Source organism: Armatimonadota bacterium (genome assembly GCA_029907255.1).
Classification (GTDB): domain Bacteria; phylum Armatimonadota; class UBA5829; order DTJY01; family DTJY01; genus JAIMAU01.
The window spans coordinates 214,784-237,233 of record JARYMF010000001.1 but is presented as its reverse complement, the minus strand read 5'-3'; the positions used below and the strand labels follow the sequence as shown (position 1 = coordinate 237,233).

Below are 22,450 nucleotides of genomic sequence, written 5' to 3'. Positions count from 1 at the left end.
ATGGTTAGAGCTCCGTTGCGTCACCAAAAAGCTTTATTGGAACTGAGGTAATATTCACTCCCAGCTGGCGAATTTTCCCCCGGAAAACCTCTAAAGACTCCAGATGTTCCCTAGTAAGATTATAATCCATAATCTCACTGAGGTAATGATAGCATTGCTCATAAGACAGCCCTAGTCTCCGAGATTCCGATTCAGCGATTGTGCTCAGTGCATCAAGCCCATTCCGCTTAGCTCTCTGCAGGATTTTTGTTAGCTCTGATGACGCCATTTCAGGATTGACAGCCCAAACAGCAAATACAAAAGGGAGACGGGTTAGCGAAAACCATTCTGAACCCAAGTCTATCTCAGCCCAACGTCCTGGCGGAACTTTCATCGTTGTATCGCCAATGACTACTGCCGCATCACAAACACTCAGCATTTCATCCACCTGTGGCCGCATTGGTATAAATTGGGGCGTCAGATTATATCGTTCACGTAGTATAACCTTCGCAAGCAAGACAGATGTAAGCGAGCTTGTGTCGAGTGCAACCTTCCTGGCTTTCTCGATTTTATTCTTGTAGAAAATCTTGACACTTTCTGCTATTCCGCGACATGAAATACTTATTTGAGGTACGATTTGCAGGTTTGGATTCATAAAGCAAGCAACCGATGACACCAATCCCGCAGCAATTTCATGTTCCCTGAGCATATCTGCCAACCTGGATGGAACATCAACAACAAGTTCAATCTTCGATTCAAAATCCAAACCATTTGTAAGAGGTTTGCCATTTAAATATGGAATTGTTCCTAGCCTAAATTTCAATGCCTTACCTCATTGTAAAGCGTATCACGCTCCACAGGAACCGTGTCTGTCTCGGAGATTAGCCGCGTAATTTCGGCCACCGACAGTCCCTCAGGGGTTTCAGCGCCAGCCGAATGAGTGATTTTTTCCTCAACAACAGTGCCGTCGAAGTCATCAGCTCCGAAGCTCAGAGCAACTTGGGCAAGTTTTAACCCAAACATAATCCAGAAAACCTTAATATGCGGGAAGTTATCGAGCATCAAGCGCGACACTGCTATGATTTTTAGGTCCTCAACGCCCGACGACCGCTTGCTTTGATGCTCAAGCTCAGTACCTTTTGGATGGAATGAAAGAGGTATAAATGCCAGAAATCCAGAGGTCTCGTCTTGAAGTTCTCGAAGGCGCATCAAATGGTCGATTGTTTCTTCTGGTGTTTCAACATGATGATAAAGCATGGTTGCATTGCTTTTAATTCCTAGTTCATGCGCAGTTCGCATTACACCAAGCCATCCCTCTGCGGGCAGCTTCTCAGCACATAACTGAGCCCGCACACGTGGCGAAAACACCTCGGCCCCACCCCCAGGAAGCGACCCAAGCCCAGCATTACGAAGTTTTATTAGAACATCCCTTACACTCAATCCAGATATACGCGAGAAATGCTCAACCTCAACTGCAGTAAATGCTTGCAGATGAACATCCGGCATTCGCTTTTTTAGCTCAGAAAGCATCGTCAGGTAGTAATCAAAAGGCAAGCTGGGATGGAGGCCACCAACTATGTGCAATTCAGTAAAATCAACTTCGCGTTTGGCAACCTCAGCCTTTTCTATTACCTCCTCAATTGTAAGTGTATATGCTCCGGGCTCGCTTTCGCTTTTCGAGAATGCACAGAAGCGGCAGCGGTTCTTGCAAACATTCGTGTAATTGATATGGCGATTGACAACATAGTAGGTTCGATTTCCGTTTAGCCGCCGCCGCACGATATCTGCCATCCAGCCGATTACAGGAAGATTGCTAGATTTTAGTAACCGCACACCGTCGTCGAAGCTGAGGCGCACCCCCTGCTCTACTTTTTCAACAATGTCGCCAATGTCAGATTTAAGTGCCAATCTTCTCACAGCATGCCCTTTCTAATTAGGAGATCAAGCACTGTGAATATCAGAAGTCCAATGCTAACCAAACCATTAGTATTGAAGAAAGCTATATTAACTTTGCTGATATCATGCGGTTTTACAAGGCTCTGCTCATATATTAATAACGCTGCTGCCGCTGCAGTCCCGACATAATACGCCTCCCCAAGAGACATTACGGCACCAAATACAACAAGCAATGTAATTGCAGCAAAATGGAAAAGTCTTGACACCATGAGCGACCGACGAATACCCAAAAAGCGTGGAATTGAAAATAATCCTTGTGCCCGATCAAATTCAATATCCTGCAGAGCATAAATTATGTCAAAGCCTGCGGTCCAAAACATTACTGCTGCAGAAAGCACGATTGGCGCAAGATTAAACTGACCTCTAACAGCAATCCATGCGCCAACAGGAGCAATTCCAAGCGCTAAACCAAGTACAAGATGCGTAAGCGAAGTAAAACGCTTTGTATATGAATATCCTAGGATTACGATAAGAGCGACCGGAGAAAGTGCAAATGCAAGCGGATTCAGCATATACGCAGCAAAGACGAACGCCGCGGCTGAAAAAAGCGTGAACAACCATACTTCGCTAAGAGTCAAAACACCTCTTGGAAGCGCTCTATCCGCGGTGCGTGGGTTCAACCTATCGTATGTAATATCAGCAATGCGATTGAATGCCATTGCTGAACTACGCGCTCCAACCATTGCTACCAGTATCCAGAAAATAACCCTGCCTTCAGGCAAGCCATCAGCTGCAAGCACCATGCTTATTAAGGCAAAAGGGAGGGCAAAAACTGTATGTTCAAATTTTATCATCTCTAGGATTGTCTTTAACTTTCGCAATCCTCGAAATGCGAGGGACTTCATTTGCTTGCTCTCTCCCACTCAGGAAGCGCCACGTGTGTGATTCCCAATTGACGCATCACGCGGCAGACAACAAAAGAAACTAGGTCTTCAATTGTCTTTGGATTGTGGTAGAATCCCGGAGCCGCAGGAAGTATGGTAGCCCCAGCTTCCGCAAGCGCGGTGAGGTTTCTCAGGTGAATTAGGTTAAGCGGGGTTTCGCGAATCACAAGGATAAGCGGCCTCCGTTCTTTCAGACACACATCCGCCGCGCGCGTTACCAAATCATTTGAAACACCGCTAGCAATTCGCCCTACAGTGCCCATCGAACATGGAATAATTACCATGCCTTCGTGTTTTACCGACCCACTGCAAGGAGGAGCGGCAAGGTCAGTTGGAGAAAAGATTTCGACTTTCTTGTAATATCCACCTAATAGCGATTGAGCATCTACTTTATCGGTCGGAAAATCAATTCCAAGTTCAGTTTTAATAACAGCAGCAGCATTCTCGGTCAATGTAAGGTAAATCTTCTCATAATATTCTAAAACTGCTTCAAGAAAACGAACAGCGTAGATGCTACCACTTGCACCCGTTATCGCCATCACTAATTTTCGCTCGTTTTCGTTTGCCATGGTTACAATCCCAATTGGTCCCATAAGTTGTTTATTTTTGCAACTACCTGTGGGTCCATTTGTATTTCATCTGGCCACTCACGATCAAACCCTTCGCCAGGGAGCTTCTTCGTAGCATCTATACCCATCTTGCTTCCATAACCCAAAAGCCTAGATGCATGGTCGAGAATGTCAACTGGGCCCATTACAAACTCAATATCTCTTTGAGGATCGATATTATTCCCTACCCGCCAAAGTACTTCGTTGAGGTCGTGAACATTTACGTTGTCATCCACAACTATTATTATCTTTGTTAACGCCATTTGCCCTATTCCCCAGAGCGCATGCATAACCTTTCTGGCTTGCCCGGGATATTGCTTGCGGATTGAGACGACCGCCAAGTTGTGGAATACGCCTTCGATTGGGAGATTCATATCAACAATTTCTGGAACTTGGAGACGAATTAGCGGAAGGAATATGCGCTCTGTTGCCTTTGCCATGAAACAATCTTCTTTGGGCGGCTTACCAACTATTGTTGCTGGGTATATAGCGTTTTTCCGTCGCGTGATGCACGTTACATGAAAAACTGGAAACTCAGCCTGGAGAGAGTAGTAGCCAGTGTGATCTCCAAACGGCCCTTCCATTCTTCTTTCGCCTGGTTCTACGTAGCCTTCTATAATTATTTCAGCATCTGCCGGAACTTGGATGTTAACTGTTTTGCATTGGACCATTTCCACTGCCTTCTTGCGAAGGAAACCTGCAAAGAGCATTTCATCAAAATTATCTGGAAGCGGTGCTGTTGCTGCATAAGTAAGCGCCGGGTCGCCGCCAAGCGCCACGGCTATTTCCATGCGTCGTCCCAGCCGTTCATACTCCGCATAGTGCTTTGCGCCCACTTTGTTTGGATGCCAGTGCATCCCAGTTGTTCGCTCGTCATAGACATGCATGCGATACATTCCGACATTGCGAACACCAGTATATGGGTCAACCGAAAAAACCATGGGAAGGGTGATAAAACGCCCTCCATCGCCTGGCCAACATTTTAAAATTGGCAGCTCATATAAGGAAGCATCGTCCGTTTGCACCACTTCTTGGCAAATGCCTGACTTTACAATTTTTGGTGCATAGGATGCGAGCTTGCCATATTTAGGAATCATCATTAACTTTCCGAGGAGGGTTTCAGGAACTTCTGGCTGAAGAAGGTCGGCAATCTCATATCCTATATCATCCAAGTTTGCTACACCCAAAGCAGCGCACATTCGCTGCTCCGTTCCAAAAGCATTAATGAGCACGGGGATATCGTAACCCAGAGGCTTCTCAAAAATTAACGCCGGGCCACCCTCACACATTACACGGTCGGCGACCTCCGTAATTTCAAGGTCGGTACTTATCGGAACGAGGATGCGCCTTAACTGACCTATCTTTTGCAGGTGTTCAACGAAATCATGCAGGTCCTTATATGCCATCGAAGTTACCAATCCACATGCATTTTTGAAGATTAAGCACATGTGGAATGCGGCTGTATCGAACAACTCTAATTTAGAATATTGCTACAAGATTATTCCTTCCGCCGGGCAAAGATGGTGTTTGCTTCTTCTTCGAATTGTTCAATCTGTTCCTGAGAATCCAATACGCCAATTTCTAGGTGATACTCACGCACTTCGCCCGGCTGGAGGAACTGAAGGGTTCCGCGCTCACGCTCTTTCGCACGCCCCTCCACTGCGCAGTTTGCTGGTTCAAGCCCCACGACATACGTATCTTCGGCATTCATTTTCCATTCAGCAAACCTTGGGAGTTCACGCTTAAAGTATCTAACATAAACGCCAAACCCACGTCCTCCATCAAAGTTTGGATTAACCAAAGCAACACCAACAGTTCCGTCAGCTCCCTCAGCTATATCAAGGTAGTATACCCGCTCCTTGAAACCTGGAGTGGGAGGAGGAAAACTTGCGTAAAGTTCTTTCTCCACCTCTGCATCAGCATCTCTAGGTTGGTAACTTATAACTGGTGCAATCAACTTGCTACCCGCGTCAACAACGGGGAAACCAAGGTTTATATGATAAAGCATCATGTGTTCAGTCTTTTGATGGCCAAGATTACGCACCATATCATGGATTCTGAGCCTAGATTCGCCCAAAACAGCTGATATTCGGCGCATCATTTCGATATTTTCGCCAAACACCGAAGTTTCACGAACTCGGCCTTGAACCCACATAATATAATCATCACCATTCCATTCGCCGTCGGCGTATACATTAGATGCCGGAATATTTGATACGCGGCCATGGAGACCAAGCGGCTTACCCTTGTCAACGCAAGGAGCACCCGCGTATGTTAACCCACACGTGACAACCAAACCACCATAGAAACTTCTAAGCCACCCGAAGCCAGGCTCTTCAAAGTAGGCTGGTGAAGTGTCCCCCGTGGACGATCTCCACGCAAGAGGCCTCCCTTTGTACTCGGCAGTTGAGATATCCAATCCCCTGTCTACAAGCACGTTGAAGTTGAATCCTGTGCCAGTGCGAAACTCAACCGCTCGAACGCCACGTTCGGCACCATCATTTAGCATGATAGAGCGCACTCCACCAATTTGTGAGATATCACCAACTCTTGCAAGCAACTGCTCACGGGTATATTCGGTTCCAAAGAGCTTTGCCATTCCTAATACCTCCTGCCTCTTAAGGTTATTAATAGCCTACTTCTTTGAGCCAGACTTAGGCGCAGCTTTAGGTTGTGCCTTAACCTCTATGATTTTCGTCCCCTTGGGCAGCGTGAACTTATCGTCTGAGACGCTTGCGTTTAGTCTGATTGTCTTTATTTCTCGAACTTCTGAATAACCATTTGCCGCCGTTACGCTCTGCTTCAAGACGATTGGAAGTCTAGGGTCGACACACATCCAAGCTTTCCCAGTGGCTTTTTTGTCTGGAGAAGTCAAGGTGTAGACCTCGCACTTATATCCCCTAATTGTTTCCGTTCCTGTTTTTTTCGCCCCTTTAACTTTCTTCATTCTGTCCGCTTGCTGAACCAGAATCTCAATTATACTTGGTGTGTTCACTTTACTTTTTGCGGCTTTCTTTTCAAGAGGTGAATATGTGTATATTGCATCGCCGGTACCAATAGTTATCATCAATCTGTCACCAACCAGCGTTTCCATCCGCCACCTCTTGTCCTTCCAATAGAGCTTGCTATTTTGAGACTTAGAGACCCCAGCGTTTGTAATAGTCCCTGTTTGCTCCATATAGCCAGACTTCGCATACGTAGCCGCCTCTGCAGTTTGCAATACCAGCACTAGCAGCCCAGCCAAAACCACCAGCAGTCTTACTGTTTTCATTTACTCTTCCTCCTCTAAAATCTTTGAGCCACTTTCATATGCCTCAAGAACCTTCTTTGCTCTTTCCGCCTCCTCTTCCGGCACTAAAATATCGCCCCAAAAGCCTTCTGCAGGTTTCATAATGCTATCCATCCAAGGTACCTGGTGCGAATGGATGATTACGTCAATATCTTCTGCTTCAAGAATGCCCTTAATCAAATTCGCCGTCAATTCGTCTGGTGCTTGGAAAACAGAAACATAACCTTCGTGATTCATGAATTTCTCCTTTGATAATTTAAACTTCAAGCATTCGAGCCTCAGCTACCGCTATCACATCGCCCGAGCTGTTTCGCGCCTCCGCCGAGCACTCCAGCAAACGGCCCTTTTTAGAATTTATCCGGCCGGTTACAATAAGCTCTTCGCCAGTTGGCGCCGGCTTTCGAAGCTTAATGCTAATCTCAGCGGTTACCGCCCTATACCCCTTAACATATACGTATCGTGCCATCACCTCGTCGAGCACTGTTGAGATTATACCGCCATGGGTAATTCCAACAAAACCTTGATGCTCCTGGCTTGGGGTGAAGCGAGTAATGTATTCTCCATCCTTTTCGGCAAATTGAAGCTTAAGTCCTATGGGATTCAAAGGTCCGCATGCAAAACATCTTCCGTCGTCACGCAGTTCCAACTGACTCCTCCCATTGTAGACGCCTATTTCCATACTCACATATTGGAAGCAAACAACAAGTCCAACACATGGGACTTTGTGCCTTGCAGACTTTTCTACCATGCGTCACCATATTAACGTGGAATGAGTAGACGTCCTCGTTTTTCAGCATTCCTTGCAAAATCTTGTGTGCCGCTTCTGCGCTTACGTCGGAGCCTATGAGTCCCAAGCGCTTCGAAATCCGATGAATATGTGTGTCAACTGGAAGCACCGGACGGCAAAGGGAAAACATGAGGACACAAGATGCTGTCTTTATTCCAATTCCCTCAAACTTCATTAAACAATTGAGTGCTTCTTCATCGGTCATATTCGCCAGAAAATCTAATGATAATTCACCGTAAATATCACAGATTTCGTTTAGAATTTTCTTAATGCGCGCTGCTTTTATCTTCGATAAACCACCAATGCGGATTGCGTCTTCGATATCTGCCACCGGAGCTTTACGCACGTCATCCCAGGACTTGAACTTCTCTTTTAGATTGTTGAATGCCTTAGTATAATTTGCCGCTGATGTGTTCTGGGAAAGTATTGTAAATATTAGCTCCTCAAGTGGGTCGCGCCTAGGTTTGCACTCGGGTCTCCCGTAGGTTTTCTCAAGTAATGTACAAATTTGTCTAATCTTTTCCATTAGCCAAGAAAAAGTATATCACAGTAAGAGAGCACCCGCAATGCGAAGACACTATTGGCTCACGATAAATAACCAAACGAAGTTATTAATATTTCATAGAACACCATAAATCTCAGTTAATAACGGTGCGACGTACCCTACAAGAGCATAAAATGCCAGAGAAAGCATGCAAATAATGACGAAACCAGGCGCGAATTTTCTAACGCCTGATGGAAAAACTTGCCGAATGCCAAGAACCCAAAACAGCGATATTGGTATCAGAGCGGGGTATAAGTATCTTCCTTGTGCCTGAAAGTATTTGAAATTGAATGTAATGAAAGCAACTAATACAAGCACCAGTGTAGCACCATAGAGCATTAAAGAATATTTAATTACCTGCGACGTCCTAACTTCTTCCCGTCCTTTTATACAATAGGAAATGGCTGGTGCAAGCGCAATACCTGATGCCAACGTTGCCAAACCTAAGAGAAAATAGATCCAGGTTGCCATAAAAACCCTCATATGGCCGAAAACGCCCCAAAAGCTCGCAAAAGTCCAACCACAAACAAGCAAAACATAATTCCCAAGAGACAGCCCTCGCTCGTGGAGCCAATACTGCGGACGGGCAGTTTGCTCAAATGCTTTTGCAAACTCTGATACACCAAAAAAATCGCCATAAAGGAGCTTATTCCGAAGAAGCCACCAGCCTCCAATTATAAGACTAACGCCAAATATGCCAGCCAATTGCCACATGATATGAGAATCTTTCTCGAGACGCCAGGCAAAGATATATGTAAGAACCGCAAGCGGAAAGAGAATAACACATGTTGTTTTGGTCAACAAACCTAGTCCCAGCACACACCCAAGCAGGAACATGTTTCGTGATGTCGAGCCTGCCGTTAATATGCGTGTCATTAAAAGCAGCCCAACACCAAACAACAATTCCGTCAGCATATCGTTGCTCACTGAGACACTCAATGTTAAATGCATTGGGAGAAACGCAACAAATCCAGCGCATGCGATTGAAAGCCCTTCATCTTCGGGAAATAGCATTTTCACAACTCTGTAGGTTACCAAAATTGAAAGAGCACCTAGAATAAGTGATAATAGGCGGACCGCCTCAATAGGATTCTCGCTTCCAAATGACTTTGCTGTCTGATAAAATAGCACGCCAAGCAAATAGTACAAAGGCGGTTGATGTGCTTCATAATTTTCCCGGTCAGCCGCACTAAAAACAGGCAGCCTACGCTCAGCAACTATGCTGTGAATGTAAGCGCCATGCGCCTTTTCGTCAGGAGAAGCTCCAAAAGGCGTGTAATACCAATACAACGATCCTAGAACAATGTGAAGTATGATTATACCACCGAGGTATAAATGCCGTTTGCCTCTTCTAGTCGAATTCGCCCCTAAAGTTCTTTTGTTGCGTTGCTCTTGCCCTCTCATTTTATCTCATAGACGCTGACGCCATTTGAGCAATAGACCTCAGCTAAACGACCAGATCCAATCGCTTGCAATATAAGTTTTTGGTAACCCGCCTTCGAACCCAAGGAGGAAAACCGCCAATTAATGAGAGCATGCGTGAAGCCTTGTCTACGTAGCCAATCAACAAGCTGGTCTCCCGTTTTGAAAGTTCTATAGGGAATCATCTCGTGGTGACCAGGATTGCCCCAAATATACGGCCGGTCAAGGTAGAAACCCCGAACCTCGTCATATAGTATGATCTTTGAATTCTTCGGCGTTGAAGTATTGATGAAGTTTTCCGCATCATATACGTCAAGACTTCGAGATAGGTATTCTTCAAAAGGTTCTAATCCAAAAACCACAGGACCACACCAATAACCCATGACAGCAGCCGGATATAAGCCTATCAATATGCACCCTGCAACAAACATATTGACAATATGTTTGGTCATCTTCCAATCGCTGTTTGCTTTTGCTACTGCAGCACCAGCAGCAACGCTCAAAAGCGGAAGTATGCCTATCATGTACCGTGCACTTTGCATCAGGAAAAACCATGCAATTATAAACGCCCCCGCAACAAGCTGTAGTTTGATTGCAACTTTGCTTATGTTTCTTTGAAATACTTGAACACCAAGTATTCCCAGAAATGCTGGACCGATAATTCCAAAGAACACAGGGGCACCCTTATCATAGAACTTACTTCCATGCATTGTGATATTCCAAGGGAGAAGAACAAAATCAAGTAGACCGCGCCCCATTCCAAACTCAAGCTGTGCCTGCCGATAGCTTCGAGCCGCCTCCGCACTCCAGTATTTCCCACCAAAAATGTTGTAGAGAAATGGATAGACCGGATTGCCAGTATATATGAAAGTCTTGACGTACCATGGCGCAGCTATTAAAAGCAAAATTGCGCCTAAAATAGATGCTGATTTTATTCCTTCGGATATCCCTTTCATTCTAAATGCAGATACGAACACCCAAATACATAATGCAAGAACCGGCACCGCCGCCAAGACTTTAGTACCTAAGGCAAATCCGCCCATAATTCCACCCAGAATCAGCCACCCGCGTTCAAATTTCGCTTCCCAATTCACCACGCAATAGGTTGCCAAGAGCACATATAGCGCAGTCGAGATGTCAGAATATGCAATCCCCGCTTCCCAAATGCAGAGAGGCACGCTCATGAACACCAATGCCCCAACGATACCAGCCACCGAATTGATATGTTTGCGTCCCAGCGAGAATATCCCAAGGGCTGTTATAATATACATGGCAAAGTGGAAAAGCTTTGCAACACCTATGCTTCCTAATGCTAAACCAATTGTATAGAGCATCTCGATAAGAAACGGGAAGTTCGAGTGGGAAATGAACGGAATATAGTAGATCTTGTGTGCCTTAAGGTACATTTTGGGAACAGCAAGATGATAAGCTAAGCCATCCCAATCACTGAAGGCTGGCGGTGCCAAAGCTGAGATTAGCACAAAACCCCCCATGAGAACAGCAGCAGTTAGAATGAGTACATATAGGGCGCTTATTCTCTTCCTCGACATTCGCAAGTGGTTATAAATGACGCATACAAATGCTCCTATTTCTTTTAGGGAGGCGACTGCTAATATCAGAAGCAAAGTAACTAGCACCCAGGCATACAAAATATTTGCAAGGCCAACTGCCAACACTAGATATGCCAAAACTCCCAACCCCAAACCAGTAGCGAAAATAGAACACTCTAGGTCATCAGAAGCCTTAATGCCCAAATGTTTTAGAAGCATTCGACCAAACGAGATGGCGATTAATAAAATTACAATTGATACTGGGAGTGCAGTCAACGAAATCTTAAACTCCACTAGATAGGCGCCTCCTTAGCTTCTTAGGTCAACCAGCGTATTTGATATCTCAATCCCTTTTCGCCCAATTATCAACTCAGCTTTGCCAAGATACTGACCCCACCATCCTGAATGGAGAATTTTCGTGTTTCCAATGACAATCGGCTCAGTTGACGCAATATGCGTGTGGCCGCCGATTATAAGGTCAATGCCCTGCGTCTCCAGAGCAATTTCCTTATCAACCTTGATTCCAACATGTGTTAGCGCAATCACGACATCAGCTTTTGCTCGAAGAATAGGCACTATCTCCATGCTTACTTTTACGGGGTCTTCAAACCAATATGGACTAACTAACCTAACTAACATCTGGCGAGTAATCATTGGCACGGTTAAACCGAATATTGCCACTTTTACCCCTGCAGACTCCAAGATGGCACTGGGGAGAATCATTGGCTTACACAAACTACCTTTGCACCTGAGATTAGCACTGAGAATGGGAAACTGAGCAAGCGATACTTTCGACTTAAAGCCATACTGAAGAAAATGGAACTCGCGGTTTCCTAGCGCCATTGCATCATATCCGATTTCACTCATTCTAGCCAAAATAGGTTCGCCACCAGGTCGCCAATAGATATTACCTGAGGGAACAGCATCACCTGCGTCGAAGAGGAGGCAGTTGCCGCATGCGGCCTTCTCCGCTTTTATCCGCTCAGCCACATTCGGACGGAGCTTGCCATGAAGGTCACCTGTGTAAAGGATAGTGAGATTTGGCATTTAAGCCTTTCCGGCACTCTCAAGCTCACGAAGATAGCATTCGACCGCAGAGGACCATTTACCCTGAGCCTTCAGGATCATCTCGATTACCTCGCGGATGGCACCATTTCCACCTGAGCAATTTGTAATTATATCAGCATGTGCTTTTAAATCATCAGATGCATTCGAAACCGCAATTCTCAACCCGCTTTCCCGAAAAGCCGGAATATCGTTAATATCATCCCCAACGAAGGCGATTTCATCAGCTGAAAGGCTGAATTTAGAACGCAAGTTTCGAATGGCGGTGCCTTTGTCTTGGCACCCATCACACAATGCGGTTACTTTGAGTTCCTTCGCTCTACGGGCAACCGCACCGGATTTCCTACCGGTAACAAATGCTGTAAGAAGACCAGCATGCCCTGCAACTGTGATTCCGAGACCATCCATGATGTTGAAGACTTTGTATTCGGCGCCGTCGTCTTCATAAATAACGTCACCTTTTGTTAGAACCCCATCAACATCCATTGCCAATAGCTTTATTCGAAGCAATCTTTCTTCAACCATTATACTATACCAGCCTTAAATAAGTCCTTTAACATCAGCATACCGATTGGCCTATTCTCGTCATCAAGTACTGGCAACTCACCTATCTTGAAAACTTCCAGGATATGCATTCCTTCGGTAGCAAGTTGATTGGGTCTTACAAATTTCGGGTTTACCGTCATAATCTCAGACGCTCGCTTGTAAAGGCAGCGTTCATCTGCAAGCATATGCCTGCGCACGTCACCATCAGTTATGATTCCGACTAACCGACGCTCGCCGTCTACAACTGCTGCCGCACCTGCCCCTGCGCGAGTAATCGCAAACAGGACATCACGAACCAGATCATCCTCTGAAACTATAGCCACACGGTCGTCGGTGCGCATGACATCGCAAACGCGAAGCGTAAGCCTGCGCCCAAGCGTTCCACCTGGATGAAAGAGAGCATAATCCTCCGCCGTGAATTTTCGCGCTTCCATTGCAGCCAGTGCAATTGCATCTCCAAGAGCTAGCATAGCGGTAGTGCTTGCAGTTGGCGCTAAACCCAACGGACATGCTTCGCGCTCGACCGAGGCGTCAAGCACGACATCGCTATTTGCTGCCAGTGCCGAGTCTTTTTTACCCACTATGCTGATTAGCTTTGCGCCAATTCGCTTGATTATGGGAACTATAGACATAATTTCTTCAGTTTCGCCGCTGTTGGAGAAAGCGATTACTACATCCTGACCAGTAACCATACCTAAATCGCCGTGGACTCCCTCAGCAGGATGTAGAAACAATGCTGGGCTTCCTGTGCTTGAAAGCGTTCCGGCGACTTTTCTTGCAATTGCGCCAGATTTTCCCATACCTGTAACGACAACTCGACCTTTACACTTCAGAATCAACTCGACAGCATCAACAAAACTTTTGTCCAGTCTGTCTCTTAACGCAAGGATTGCGTTTGCCTCAATCTCAAGAACATTCTTTGCTCGCTCTAGCATTCGAGCCTCCATTACTAGCCCTTGTCCTTTCTAGCTGTTAGAATTATACCAGTGCGGCGCATTACCCGCAACAAACATTGGACTCTATCCTGAGCAAACTTTTAAATAGCTAGAAAAGGGTTTACCAAGTGTTTGGTTTAATATTTCAAATGTTAGGAATTTCAGAGGAGGTAGTTATGTCACCAGTATTTGAGAAAAATGCAATTGTTCTTTTTCAAGGCGACAGCATTACGGATGCTGGGCGCAACCGCGAAGTAGGCGAGGACCTAGGCCGTGGTTATGCAATGATAGCGGCAGCATGGTTTTCGGCAATGTATCCAGAGCTTGGTGTTCGTTTCCTAAACCGCGGTATTAGTGGCAACACGGTCATGGACCTCAAAGGAAGATGGAAAGCAGACTGCCTCGACCTAAAGCCAACATGGATTTCTATAATGATAGGAATAAACGAAGCTGCAAGACGTTACACCCAAAACAACCCAATGCCGCATGAGGTCTATGAAAACACATATCGTGAAATCCTCACCGAGGCAAAGGAACAGCTCAATGCAAAGTTTATCTTGCTAGAACCTTTCGTTCTCCCAATCCCCGAAGACCGAATTCTATGGCGTGAGGATCTTAACCCAAAGATTGAGATAGTACGAAATCTTGCAAGGGAATTTGGAGCAATACTCGTTCCAACCGATGGCATCTTTGCTCAAGCATCGGCGCGCAGGGAGCTAGCATTCTGGGCACCCGATGGCGTTCATCCCACTCCTGCAGGGCATGCACTTATGGCACGCGCATGGCTTCAAGCAGTCAACGCGTTGTGATGGTTAGCTATGAAGGAAACGGAAAAATACGCCTTCATATGGACCAAGTTCAAGCTGGATGCCTTTAGCTGAATCTAAAAGCTTGATTTCGCCCGTAGTGGGATTCCAAAGCTCACCCTTTCTGGCAATCGAAAAATTAATCGTGCCATTCCAAGGCTTTTCGCCGTCGTTAATCAGGAAGTAAACATCAAAGCCGTTGATTAGTCGATGTGCAAACCTAATCGGTGAATTTGCTGGAACTTCCACGTCGGGTTTCGTGGTCGAGCGAAGAATATCTAGAAGTTTTTCTTCGGCTCCAGCATCTAGAAATATTGTTTTGCCATTTGGTGTGTTAGACTGCGCAAACAAAGTTTTCGCCAATTCTCTAACTTTGGGAGACGGGAATTCCTTTTCGCTATTGGTTGGGAGCGCTCCTATCTCGATAATGACGCCGCCGTTCCTGTAAAAGCTAACTAAATTCTCCCATGCCTTCATCGGTAGTGTGTCTACACAAGGCAGAATGACCACTTTCCAACGAAGTTTACCATGCACAAGAGCGCCTCCTTCTACGCGCGCCCTCGATAGAGCCTGACCATCTATATAAGTAAAATCTCGGCTAGACTCCCACAACAACTGGCTTACCTTGTTGAAAACATCTTCGATTCGTTTAGCATCCTGTGAGTCTGTTGCATATTGATGTGCAGGAACAAATTTAGGCCACATGCTCTCAATTGGATAGACCACTGCGATATCTGCCACTTGGTGGCCGCCCTTGAGCATTGTACAGCATCTACCAATGTACGTGTTTAAGTTCCTCAACTGGTCATTTGATAGGCCAGAGAATGAGTAATAGCTTGTAATGGTAGTAATTCCATTTAACATCAGGCGGTTACATGTGCCCCTTATCTCCGCCTCGGTAACATCGCGAATAGGCCTGGCATCTCCCTGAGGTCGGTAGCGCTGGATAAAATCGGATGTCTCACACATAGTCAGTGATCTTTCCTCAAGTTCGGCAACACTGCTGACAAGACGGGCTATCTGCCATGGAACTTCCGACGGTATGCTTGTCAGGCAGTCTATGCTTGGGGCATCCAGTCGCCGAATGCATCGAAAGAAATCGCCATAAAACGAAACATGAGCTGCTAGTGATTCTTCCATCAGGAGATGGCCGCCGGATGGTATGTTATGTTTGCGACAGTATGTTTGAATCTGACCGAAAAAGTTTTCTGAAACAAGCTCGCCAATTGTAAGCCAAAAATCATAGCGAACCTTCTGTCCTTTTTCACCAGCATCACCAACAAGCATAGGTACAACCGGCTTTAGCGCATATCCTCGGCGTTTCTCGAACTCTACAGGCAAGTTGGGCGACCAAGGTATTACACGATAGGGCATCTGATTGAACCAAAAACTCATTAATGATGGTTCATCGGTAAACGTTGCAATGAACCACTTGCCAAGATTAGTACCAAGATGCTTTGCGTAAGCACCGTAGGTAACGTCAAGAAAACGAGCGGTCGGCTCTGGCATCAAGAGGTTTATGTAGTGTAGTTTATCTGCAAGGCTAATTTGAGCATGCGTAGATTCATAAAGGAAATCCTCTGTTACTGCAAATACATGCCAAACACCTTCAGGCACATTCCAGCTAAGTGTTCTCTCATGAATATATGCAGACAAATCTACCGCATTATCTGGTATCATTCGCCCTTGTACTATTGGATATGCAACCGCCATAAATAACTTGCCAGGTGGGAGGTCGATATTAACTAAACCACTCTCACAAATCTTTTCAGCAATTAGAAGTCCGCGCGCTTCCCACTCCGGATTACCACGCATCGTGATACCGCCGGCAGTACCTGAGGGGTAACCCTTCTCGTCGTAAAGCCATAGTGACATTCCCGCCTTTTTCGCCGCCTTTACCGCGCGAACAAAGGCAGCCCATTTTTCCTCACTCTCTAGGTATTGGTCGAACGAGACATTACACACCACTCCGCCAAAACCGGAATTGATTAGCTTTGAGATTAAGTCGTCTTGGGCATTTGGGTCGTCTGGCCAAGAATGGATAATTTTTATTATGCGCGATTCGGCAGGTGGATTCATAAACCGTTCTGAAAGTGAACGGTCAGATTGTGGAAGTTTCACCGAAGCCTCCGTTTTGTTGATAATAAGAAAACAGGCAAGTAGTAAATATAGCATTTTCACGCCTAAACGTACTCCGCCAAAGTTCTGCCAAGTTTCCTGCTTTGATTTTCTACATCGCCTCCTGGAGCGCCCTGACAAACAACTGCAGGAGCGATAATCTCCAAATTAATTGCCCGAGCTAGGTTTTCAAGGCTAGCGATGCCCTTCCCACCGCCTCCATGGGTCATAAATAGCACGCATGGCTTGCCTTTGACGTGTTTTCCAGCAAGAGCAGCGATATAAAGGTCATCAAAAAACTGCTTTATTCCACCCGCGACATATGAGTAGTAATCTGGACTACCTATCGCATAGGCATCGGCCTGCTCGGCAGTGTTCATATCAACTCGCGACTCGTTTGTGTTTACCAGCATGACTTCTACATCTGGAACTTGGCGGCAACCTTCCGCCACCATTTCCGCCATTCTTCTAGTATTGCCGTATTCTTGCGAATGATAGACAATCAAAATACGTTTCATAACGCCTCCTCCTTACCCTTAATTAGAACCTCTTACCACCAATTTAGAGCTGGCGCAGCTCCTTCAACAATTCGCTGGTTGTGAAACGGAATATATCGCCACTGCTGTGACCATTCATCAATCTGCTGAAGGTCTTCCGGAGCAATCTCAAGATCTAAGACGCTATAAATGGGTTCGAAGTGTTCTGGTTTGCTTCCACCCATAAGAACCGTCGTTACATATGGCTTTGAAACAAGCCATGCAATTGCTAGTTGGTTCATGCCTATATTGTATTTCTTGCACAATACCTCAAGCTTCTCAAGCAAATCGAAAGTAGCATCAGTAATCTTTGCCTGATAGTTCTTCAGTCTTGCAAGACGCGAACCAGGAATCGGCTGATCGCCCCGATGATAATCACCAGAAAGTATACCACCGCTGAGGCCGCCATAAATCATTGTCGCTATATTGAACCGCTGGACAAAGTGTACTATCTCATTTTCGATAGCGCGGTCGATTATGTTGTAGCGGCACTGCACAGAAATAAGCGGCTCCCAGTTATGCAAGGCGCTTACTCCAAGCATATGTGCCATCTGCCAAGCATAATGATTTGAAACACCATAATAGCGAATCTTCCCTTGCTTAATCAGATTGTCGAGTGTGGAAATTGTTTCTTCAACTGGAGTATTGCTGTCAGGATGATGAAGCTGGTAAAGGTCAATCCAATCAGTCTGAAGTCGTCGCAAGCTGTCTTCCAAAGCGTTTATTATATGTACCCTTGAGCAACCCCGGCCATTGGGACGATCATACATCTTTGCCCAGAACTTGGTAGCAAGGATTACCCTATCCCGTTTGCCCTTAAGTATGCGTCCAAGTACTTCTTCTGCACGGCCTTTTTCATATGTGTCAGCGGTATCGAGGAGATTCACTCCGTGATCCAGTGCAGTATCAAGCACCCGCTGGGCTTCCGATTCATCAAGTCTTGTGGGAAAATCCATGCACCCCAAGGCAAGCTTGGACACTTCGATGCCAGCGTTTCCAAATTTCACATACTTCATACTTACCACCTATATCTCGAAATAATTGATTAATAAAAATGCTCACAAGCCGTTTGTTGTGAGCCACTCCCGCACAAAATCATCATCGTTCAGGTGCGGATAGCTTTTATATACTCTATCAATTTCTTCACTTTGCCCAGGGCTGAGACATTCCTTTGGGTCAAGGCACCAAATGCCCTCTAGCAATCCCTGCCGGCGAAGCACTTCATGAATGCCAGCAATGCACCCTGCAAAACCATTTGCGACATCAAAGAACGCCGCGTTAACATCTGTCCATTCCACCGCAAGACGCATCATTTCAGCTGGCACATCTCCGCCCTTGGAAACAACTTCATGGCATTTCTCAAGTAACTGTACTGCGCTACGAGTCCATACCGACCATTGGCCTAGCAGTCCGCCTACAATTCGGCGTTCAACTTTCTTGCCGTTTACGGAAAAGCGATAAGGCGTAAGCAAGTCGAGCACAATGTTATCATCATTTCCAGTATAGAGTGCAATGTCATCACGGCCCGACTCAGCTATTGCACGAATTACGTCAATTGTTTGGTAGCGATTGAAAGGAGCAATTTTAATAGCCACAACATTCTCAATTTCAGCAAATCGCCGCCAGAAACTATATGGAAGTATTCGACCGCCAACTGCGCGTTGAAGGTAAAAACCAACAAGAGGAATTACCTCAGCAACAGTTTTGCAGTGAGCAATAAGTTCGTCTTCATTAGCGTCGCTTAGCGCAGCCAAGCTCAATAATCCTGCATGGTAGCCAAGCTCACGTGCAAGGCAAGCTTCCGCTACTGCCTGCTCCGTCTTTCCACACACACCAGCTATCCGCACAAAAGGCTTTTTGATGTGTTTCATCTCCTCGGCGCCCAGCTCGAGAAGCGGTCTGAAAAGACCAACCTCTGGCTTCCGAATAGCAAATTGGGTTGTATGAACCCCTATTGCCAAACCACCTGCTCCTGCAGCTATGTAGTACCGCCAAAGTAATCTTTGCCGGCGCTCGTCAAGCTTCCGCTCAGCTGTCAACGCTAGCGGGCTTGCGGGAATGACCACTCCCTCATCTAGGATTTTCTTGATGCTGTTCTCCATAGCGCACACAAATTTACAATACTCTTTCTAGGTATTAGATTCTTCTGACTTCTCGCTGTGCAAGTAAAATCTTATCTTTAATGCTATTAAAACTTGCCATCTCTTGTTTCAAAATGCGTAGGCTTTCCAAGAGTTTCTCCCCCGCGCATAACCCAATCAGCAATCCATCGTATCATTTGTTGTACTGGAACCCTCGGATACCCAAAGAGACGATGTCCTAGCTGTCCATTGCTAAGCAGCGCATCGGGTGATTCCGCACCGGAAAATTCAACTAGTTTATCCATTAATCCGGCAAAATCCCATGCAATTCGCCGAACGCTTAGGATTTCCGGACCGGTTATGTTTATTACAAAAGGTGGACTAGCCACATAGTCAAACGACTGCAAAGCCATTGCGATGGCATCGCCCTGCCAGATTACGTTCACATTTCCCATTGTAAGGTCAATTTCCTCGCCCGACCATACCTTTTGGGCTATGTCAACTAGAACACCATATCGCATCTCGACCGCATAGTTAAGCCTGATAATTGCTATGGGAATGCCGAAATTAAGGCTGAAATGCTCAAAAATGCGTTCGCGCCCTAGAGCGCTTGTTGCATACTCGCCCTCAGGATTAGGCGGCGCTGTTTCTACTGAACCACCCAGAGTCACAGGCGAAAGACCATAGACATTTCCTGTTGAAAATACAATCATCCGGCTGTTCTTATACTTCTGGCATACCATGCCAGGCAAAAATGCATTGACAGCCCAAGTTAACGCCTCTTGGCCGGTCGTGCCAAATTTCATGCCAACCATGAAGACAACATTAGAAGCATCGGGGAGTTTAGCCAAATCATCGGGGTCAAGCAAGTTGCACTTTATTGTTTCGATACCAACCTCACGAAGCTTCGATTCCTGCTCAGATGATGGAAAAATGTCTACACCGATTATCCGACGGCTCACCCCAGCAGCATCCGAAGCACGCTTTACCATTCGCGCAAGGCTTGGGCCCATCTTGCCGCCAACTCCAAGGATGAGAACGTCCCCCTCCAGCCTTGCAAGTGTTTTAATCACTCCTTCAGTTGGCTCGCTAAGCATATCTTCGAGCTGCTGAAGGCTTTCAATTCTATCAATCAACAAAAATTTGTTGCCTTCTGTGCACATAATGGCTATCCTTTCCGAAAATAATTAATACTATCTTGTTTAATTTTGTCCTTCGTGATTTAAAGTTCAACACAATTTGGGGAATTGCCTTCGCGATAATTGAAGAATTGTCCTCGTAAGGCAAAGATGCAGGAAAAAGTTTCTAAAGATTTGCAAGCAACTAGATTATCCGCCCAATTCCGTACATCGACAGCCAGAAATCCGTGCGCTTGTAATATTTGTACAAATCATGTTAAACTTTTCACACCAAATAAGTAGCAGATATCCTTTCTATAACGAGGCAAACAATGAAAAGGGCTGTACTAATTATTATATGCATCGTCCTTTTCGCTGGGCTTATAGCCTACTCCGCATTGAAAGCTCGATATAATGTTGATGGAGAGCTTTTAGGCGAGCCGGCTGTAACAGAACTAAGCGAAACCCATAGCGTGGAACGCGGAAAAGACGGGAAGCTTACTAAACCTGGTAAAGAAAAGAAAGAAACACAACCAGGCAAAGGAAAAGCCTGCCCCACTTGAATTTGGTAGACTAAAGATTATGGGTTCCATAATCAAAAAAATAAGCAAAACAAGGCTAATTACCCAAATTTCTTTCCTGGTTGTGCTAAACATCCCTTCCATTGGGTTGCGCTCAATATGCGCACCAGTATTAAATTGCCACTCATGCCCTCTGGCAGCAATGGCATGCCCTATTGGAATCCTTGTTAACTTTAGCACTCTTCGGCTGATTCCATTCATCACAATTGGGATTTTGGGATTTTTCGGCACACTTGGCGGCAGATTGGTCTGCGGCTGGATTTGCCCTTTTGGTTTACTTCAAGACATCCTACATAAAATCCCAACGCGGAAGATTACCCTACCACGCCAGCTTAACTTCGTGAAATATGTTCTCCTTATCGGATTGGTATTCGCCATACCATTCTTTTTGCCAGGGCAGCCATATACCTACTGCAATTTTTGCCCAGCTGGGACGCTTGAATCGGCAATTCCTTGGGCTTTTATGGGCATAAGCACGGGATCATGGTGGAGTTTCGCCACTAGGATTACCATACTAGTAGGCGTGCTAATTTTTGCTATAGTGGCATCAAGAAGTTTTTGTCGCGTTCTTTGTCCACTTGGTGCATTATTCGCCTTATTCAATCGTTTTTCGCTATTCCGACTGAGGATTACCACCGAGGCTTGTAACGGATGCGGACTCTGCCGCAAGAAATGCCCAGTTGAGATTGACCCTGTTAAGGAGATAAACACTGCAGAGTGCATTCGCTGTCTTGAATGCACAACCACAGACCACTTAAAGCTGGGAACCAGCTAGTTTTCCTTTAATCTCCCATGCCGGAACGTTTAAAGAGATCCTCGAGGCGCTTCCGCTGGCGGTATTCCTTATACCATTTGAGAGGATTGAATGTCCGACTTCGGCTATATCTAGGACGAATGCGGATGACATTATCCTGGACGCGATGGCGAGATGTGCCAAAATGAAATTCGGTACCACTTTTAGCATACCAATAGGCAGCTCCACAGCCTGCAAGCGCAAACACCCCAAGGATTAGATTTCGTGAGCCATACTCGATAAATACTATCCCTACACTAATTAGGGCTACCCATTTTAATCTAAGAGGTATAAAAAACATAAACAATATTTGCTGTTCAGGGTTCAGCATGGCCCACGCAACAGTCACTGCCGCAATTGGAAGCCATAATCCGGCGGCACTAGCCGAAGTGCCAATCAGCATGCTTCCCACATACAAGCCAAACGCTGTCAGGGCAGAAGTAATAAAGAAGAATGCGGCATACGTCCGGCTTCCCCATGACCGCTCTAGACTCCCGCCTGCAAGCCACAGCCAGTAGATAGCAAAAAGCATATAAATAATGCCACCAAATATCCCCACAAGTGGATAGGTTACTACAGTCCAAGGTTTTGCAAGCAATTGGGAAGTATTGAAAACAAAGTATTCCTCAATTATTCGCATTCGAAATAGAACCATAGCGAGGAAAGTTACAATGTTAGCTATGATTACTAATTTTGTCACTGGTATACCATCATGGAATATCCAACGTTCTATTTTGTATTGCAAGTCATCAGCTCTCATATATGTCCTCCGTTGCTCCAAAAACCAATTCTCCCACAACCTGTAGATTCTAACACCTAATATCACAAGTGTCGAGTGGGGAATATGCATTA

General features: G+C 45.7%; 24 protein-coding genes. 3 read left to right on the top strand and 21 right to left on the bottom strand.

The window, feature by feature from the left end:
- Positions 1-4: 4 nt before the first annotated feature.
- The 15 genes from QHH26_00945 to QHH26_00875 all read right to left on the bottom strand — a co-directional run bounded on the left by QHH26_00945 (position 5) and on the right by QHH26_00875 (position 13,565).
- Complete coding sequence (locus QHH26_00945) at positions 5-802, bottom strand: menaquinone biosynthesis protein (protein ID MDH7480524.1); 798 nt, start codon at positions 800-802, stop codon at positions 5-7.
- Complete coding sequence (gene mqnE / locus QHH26_00940; protein MDH7480523.1) at positions 799-1,896, bottom strand: aminofutalosine synthase MqnE; 1,098 nt, start codon at positions 1,894-1,896, stop codon at positions 799-801. The genes QHH26_00945 and mqnE overlap by 4 nt, the downstream gene beginning before the upstream one ends.
- Positions 1,893-2,780, bottom strand: a complete 888-nt coding sequence (locus QHH26_00935) for a UbiA-like polyprenyltransferase (GenBank protein MDH7480522.1) — start codon at positions 2,778-2,780, stop codon at positions 1,893-1,895. Before QHH26_00935 ends, mqnE begins: the two co-directional genes overlap by 4 nt.
- Positions 2,777-3,388 carry a flavin prenyltransferase UbiX gene (locus tag QHH26_00930; GenBank protein MDH7480521.1) on the bottom strand — a complete coding sequence of 204 codons (612 nt, stop codon included), beginning with the start codon at positions 3,386-3,388 and terminating at the stop codon, positions 2,777-2,779. The genes QHH26_00935 and QHH26_00930 overlap by 4 nt, the downstream gene beginning before the upstream one ends.
- 2 nt (positions 3,389-3,390) lie before the next feature.
- Positions 3,391-4,833 (bottom strand): menaquinone biosynthesis decarboxylase, encoded by a 1,443-nt coding sequence (locus QHH26_00925; protein MDH7480520.1) that lies wholly within the window; start codon positions 4,831-4,833, stop codon positions 3,391-3,393.
- A gap of 92 nt (positions 4,834-4,925) precedes the next feature.
- Positions 4,926-6,026: an aldose 1-epimerase family protein gene (locus QHH26_00920; protein MDH7480519.1), complete on the bottom strand. Its 1,101-nt coding sequence runs from the start codon at positions 6,024-6,026 to the stop codon at positions 4,926-4,928.
- 36 nt (positions 6,027-6,062) lie between these two features.
- Positions 6,063-6,698 carry a DUF4412 domain-containing protein gene (locus QHH26_00915; GenBank protein MDH7480518.1) on the bottom strand — a complete coding sequence of 212 codons (636 nt, stop codon included), beginning with the start codon at positions 6,696-6,698 and terminating at the stop codon, positions 6,063-6,065.
- Complete coding sequence (locus QHH26_00910) at positions 6,699-6,953, bottom strand: DUF2007 domain-containing protein (GenBank protein ID MDH7480517.1); 255 nt, start codon at positions 6,951-6,953, stop codon at positions 6,699-6,701.
- Positions 6,954-6,972: 19 nt separating this feature from the next.
- Complete coding sequence (locus tag QHH26_00905) at positions 6,973-7,362, bottom strand: PaaI family thioesterase (protein ID MDH7480516.1); 390 nt, start codon at positions 7,360-7,362, stop codon at positions 6,973-6,975.
- Positions 7,349-8,029: an endonuclease III gene (locus QHH26_00900; protein ID MDH7480515.1), complete on the bottom strand. Its 681-nt coding sequence runs from the start codon at positions 8,027-8,029 to the stop codon at positions 7,349-7,351. The genes QHH26_00905 and QHH26_00900 overlap by 14 nt, the downstream gene beginning before the upstream one ends.
- A 93-nt stretch (positions 8,030-8,122) precedes the next feature.
- Positions 8,123-9,451 carry a glycosyltransferase family 39 protein gene (locus tag QHH26_00895; protein ID MDH7480514.1) on the bottom strand — a complete coding sequence of 443 codons (1,329 nt, stop codon included), beginning with the start codon at positions 9,449-9,451 and terminating at the stop codon, positions 8,123-8,125.
- Entirely contained in the window at positions 9,448-11,313 is a 1,866-nt protein-coding gene (locus QHH26_00890) for a glycosyltransferase family 39 protein (GenBank protein ID MDH7480513.1), read from the bottom strand. The genes QHH26_00895 and QHH26_00890 overlap by 4 nt, the downstream gene beginning before the upstream one ends.
- Positions 11,314-11,328: 15 nt before the next feature.
- Positions 11,329-12,066 (bottom strand): metallophosphatase, encoded by a 738-nt coding sequence (locus tag QHH26_00885; GenBank protein ID MDH7480512.1) that lies wholly within the window; start codon positions 12,064-12,066, stop codon positions 11,329-11,331.
- Positions 12,067-12,609, bottom strand: coding sequence for an HAD hydrolase family protein (locus QHH26_00880; GenBank protein ID MDH7480511.1), 543 nt, complete (start codon positions 12,607-12,609; stop codon positions 12,067-12,069).
- Positions 12,609-13,565 (bottom strand): KpsF/GutQ family sugar-phosphate isomerase, encoded by a 957-nt coding sequence (locus QHH26_00875; protein MDH7480510.1) that lies wholly within the window; start codon positions 13,563-13,565, stop codon positions 12,609-12,611. The genes QHH26_00880 and QHH26_00875 overlap by 1 nt, the downstream gene beginning before the upstream one ends.
- Before the next feature lie 176 nt (positions 13,566-13,741).
- Here QHH26_00875 and QHH26_00870 point away from each other — a divergent pair, with 176 nt between their 5' ends.
- Positions 13,742-14,374 (top strand): SGNH/GDSL hydrolase family protein, encoded by a 633-nt coding sequence (locus QHH26_00870; GenBank protein ID MDH7480509.1) that lies wholly within the window; start codon positions 13,742-13,744, stop codon positions 14,372-14,374.
- 3 nt (positions 14,375-14,377) lie between these two features.
- Here the strand turns inward: QHH26_00870 and QHH26_00865 are convergent, their stop codons facing one another.
- The 5 genes from QHH26_00865 to QHH26_00845 all read right to left on the bottom strand — a co-directional run bounded on the left by QHH26_00865 (position 14,378) and on the right by QHH26_00845 (position 20,242).
- A complete protein-coding gene (locus QHH26_00865; GenBank protein ID MDH7480508.1) occupies positions 14,378-16,492 on the bottom strand; it encodes a glycosyl hydrolase in 2,115 nt (704 codons plus the stop codon).
- 62 nt (positions 16,493-16,554) lie between these two features.
- A complete protein-coding gene (locus tag QHH26_00860) occupies positions 16,555-17,007 on the bottom strand; it encodes an NAD(P)H-dependent oxidoreductase (protein ID MDH7480507.1) in 453 nt (150 codons plus the stop codon).
- Positions 17,008-17,039: 32 nt separating this feature from the next.
- Entirely contained in the window at positions 17,040-18,041 is a 1,002-nt protein-coding gene (locus QHH26_00855; protein ID MDH7480506.1) for an aldo/keto reductase, read from the bottom strand.
- A gap of 42 nt (positions 18,042-18,083) precedes the next feature.
- On the bottom strand, positions 18,084-19,127 hold the full coding sequence (locus QHH26_00850) for a dihydrodipicolinate synthase family protein (protein ID MDH7480505.1): 1,044 nt from the start codon (positions 19,125-19,127) through the stop codon (positions 18,084-18,086).
- A gap of 86 nt (positions 19,128-19,213) precedes the next feature.
- Positions 19,214-20,242, bottom strand: a complete 1,029-nt coding sequence (locus QHH26_00845) for an NAD(P)-dependent oxidoreductase (protein ID MDH7480504.1) — start codon at positions 20,240-20,242, stop codon at positions 19,214-19,216.
- A gap of 314 nt (positions 20,243-20,556) precedes the next feature.
- On the opposite strand from QHH26_00845, the gene QHH26_00840 reads away from it, so the two are divergent.
- Positions 20,557-20,787, top strand: a complete 231-nt coding sequence (locus QHH26_00840) for a hypothetical protein (protein ID MDH7480503.1) — start codon at positions 20,557-20,559, stop codon at positions 20,785-20,787.
- Positions 20,788-20,947: 160 nt separating this feature from the next.
- Positions 20,948-21,580 (top strand): 4Fe-4S binding protein, encoded by a 633-nt coding sequence (locus QHH26_00835; GenBank protein ID MDH7480502.1) that lies wholly within the window; start codon positions 20,948-20,950, stop codon positions 21,578-21,580.
- Positions 21,581-21,587: 7 nt separating this feature from the next.
- Here the strand turns inward: QHH26_00835 and QHH26_00830 are convergent, their stop codons facing one another.
- The gene (locus tag QHH26_00830) at positions 21,588-22,358 is read right to left on the bottom strand and encodes a rhomboid family intramembrane serine protease (protein MDH7480501.1); all 771 of its coding nucleotides are present in this window, start codon (positions 22,356-22,358) and stop codon (positions 21,588-21,590) included.
- Positions 22,359-22,450: the final 92 nt, after the last annotated feature.

Bases quoted from the DNA above. Each gene is read 5' to 3' on its own strand.
- QHH26_00935 (MDH7480522.1), bottom strand. From the start codon at position 2,780: ATGAAGTCCCTCGCATTTCGAGGATTGCGAAAGTTAAAGACAATCCTA.
- QHH26_00930 (MDH7480521.1), bottom strand. From the start codon at position 3,388: ATGGCAAACGAAAACGAGCGAAAATTAGTGATGGCGATAACGGGTGCA.
- QHH26_00925 (MDH7480520.1), bottom strand. From the start codon at position 4,833: ATGGCATATAAGGACCTGCATGATTTCGTTGAACACCTGCAAAAGATA.
- QHH26_00920 (MDH7480519.1), bottom strand. From the start codon at position 6,026: ATGGCAAAGCTCTTTGGAACCGAATATACCCGTGAGCAGTTGCTTGCA.
- QHH26_00915 (MDH7480518.1), bottom strand. From the start codon at position 6,698: ATGAAAACAGTAAGACTGCTGGTGGTTTTGGCTGGGCTGCTAGTGCTG.
- QHH26_00910 (MDH7480517.1), bottom strand. From the start codon at position 6,953: ATGAATCACGAAGGTTATGTTTCTGTTTTCCAAGCACCAGACGAATTG.
- QHH26_00900 (MDH7480515.1), bottom strand. From the start codon at position 8,029: ATGGAAAAGATTAGACAAATTTGTACATTACTTGAGAAAACCTACGGG.
- QHH26_00895 (MDH7480514.1), bottom strand. From the start codon at position 9,451: ATGAGAGGGCAAGAGCAACGCAACAAAAGAACTTTAGGGGCGAATTCG.
- QHH26_00885 (MDH7480512.1), bottom strand. From the start codon at position 12,066: ATGCCAAATCTCACTATCCTTTACACAGGTGACCTTCATGGCAAGCTC.
- QHH26_00880 (MDH7480511.1), bottom strand. From the start codon at position 12,609: ATGGTTGAAGAAAGATTGCTTCGAATAAAGCTATTGGCAATGGATGTT.
- QHH26_00875 (MDH7480510.1), bottom strand. From the start codon at position 13,565: ATGCTAGAGCGAGCAAAGAATGTTCTTGAGATTGAGGCAAACGCAATC.
- QHH26_00870 (MDH7480509.1), top strand. From the start codon at position 13,742: ATGTCACCAGTATTTGAGAAAAATGCAATTGTTCTTTTTCAAGGCGAC.
- QHH26_00860 (MDH7480507.1), bottom strand. From the start codon at position 17,007: ATGAAACGTATTTTGATTGTCTATCATTCGCAAGAATACGGCAATACT.
- QHH26_00855 (MDH7480506.1), bottom strand. From the start codon at position 18,041: ATGAAGTATGTGAAATTTGGAAACGCTGGCATCGAAGTGTCCAAGCTT.
- QHH26_00850 (MDH7480505.1), bottom strand. From the start codon at position 19,127: ATGGAGAACAGCATCAAGAAAATCCTAGATGAGGGAGTGGTCATTCCC.
- QHH26_00840 (MDH7480503.1), top strand. From the start codon at position 20,557: ATGAAAAGGGCTGTACTAATTATTATATGCATCGTCCTTTTCGCTGGG.
- QHH26_00835 (MDH7480502.1), top strand. From the start codon at position 20,948: ATGGCATGCCCTATTGGAATCCTTGTTAACTTTAGCACTCTTCGGCTG.
- QHH26_00830 (MDH7480501.1), bottom strand. From the start codon at position 22,358: ATGAGAGCTGATGACTTGCAATACAAAATAGAACGTTGGATATTCCAT.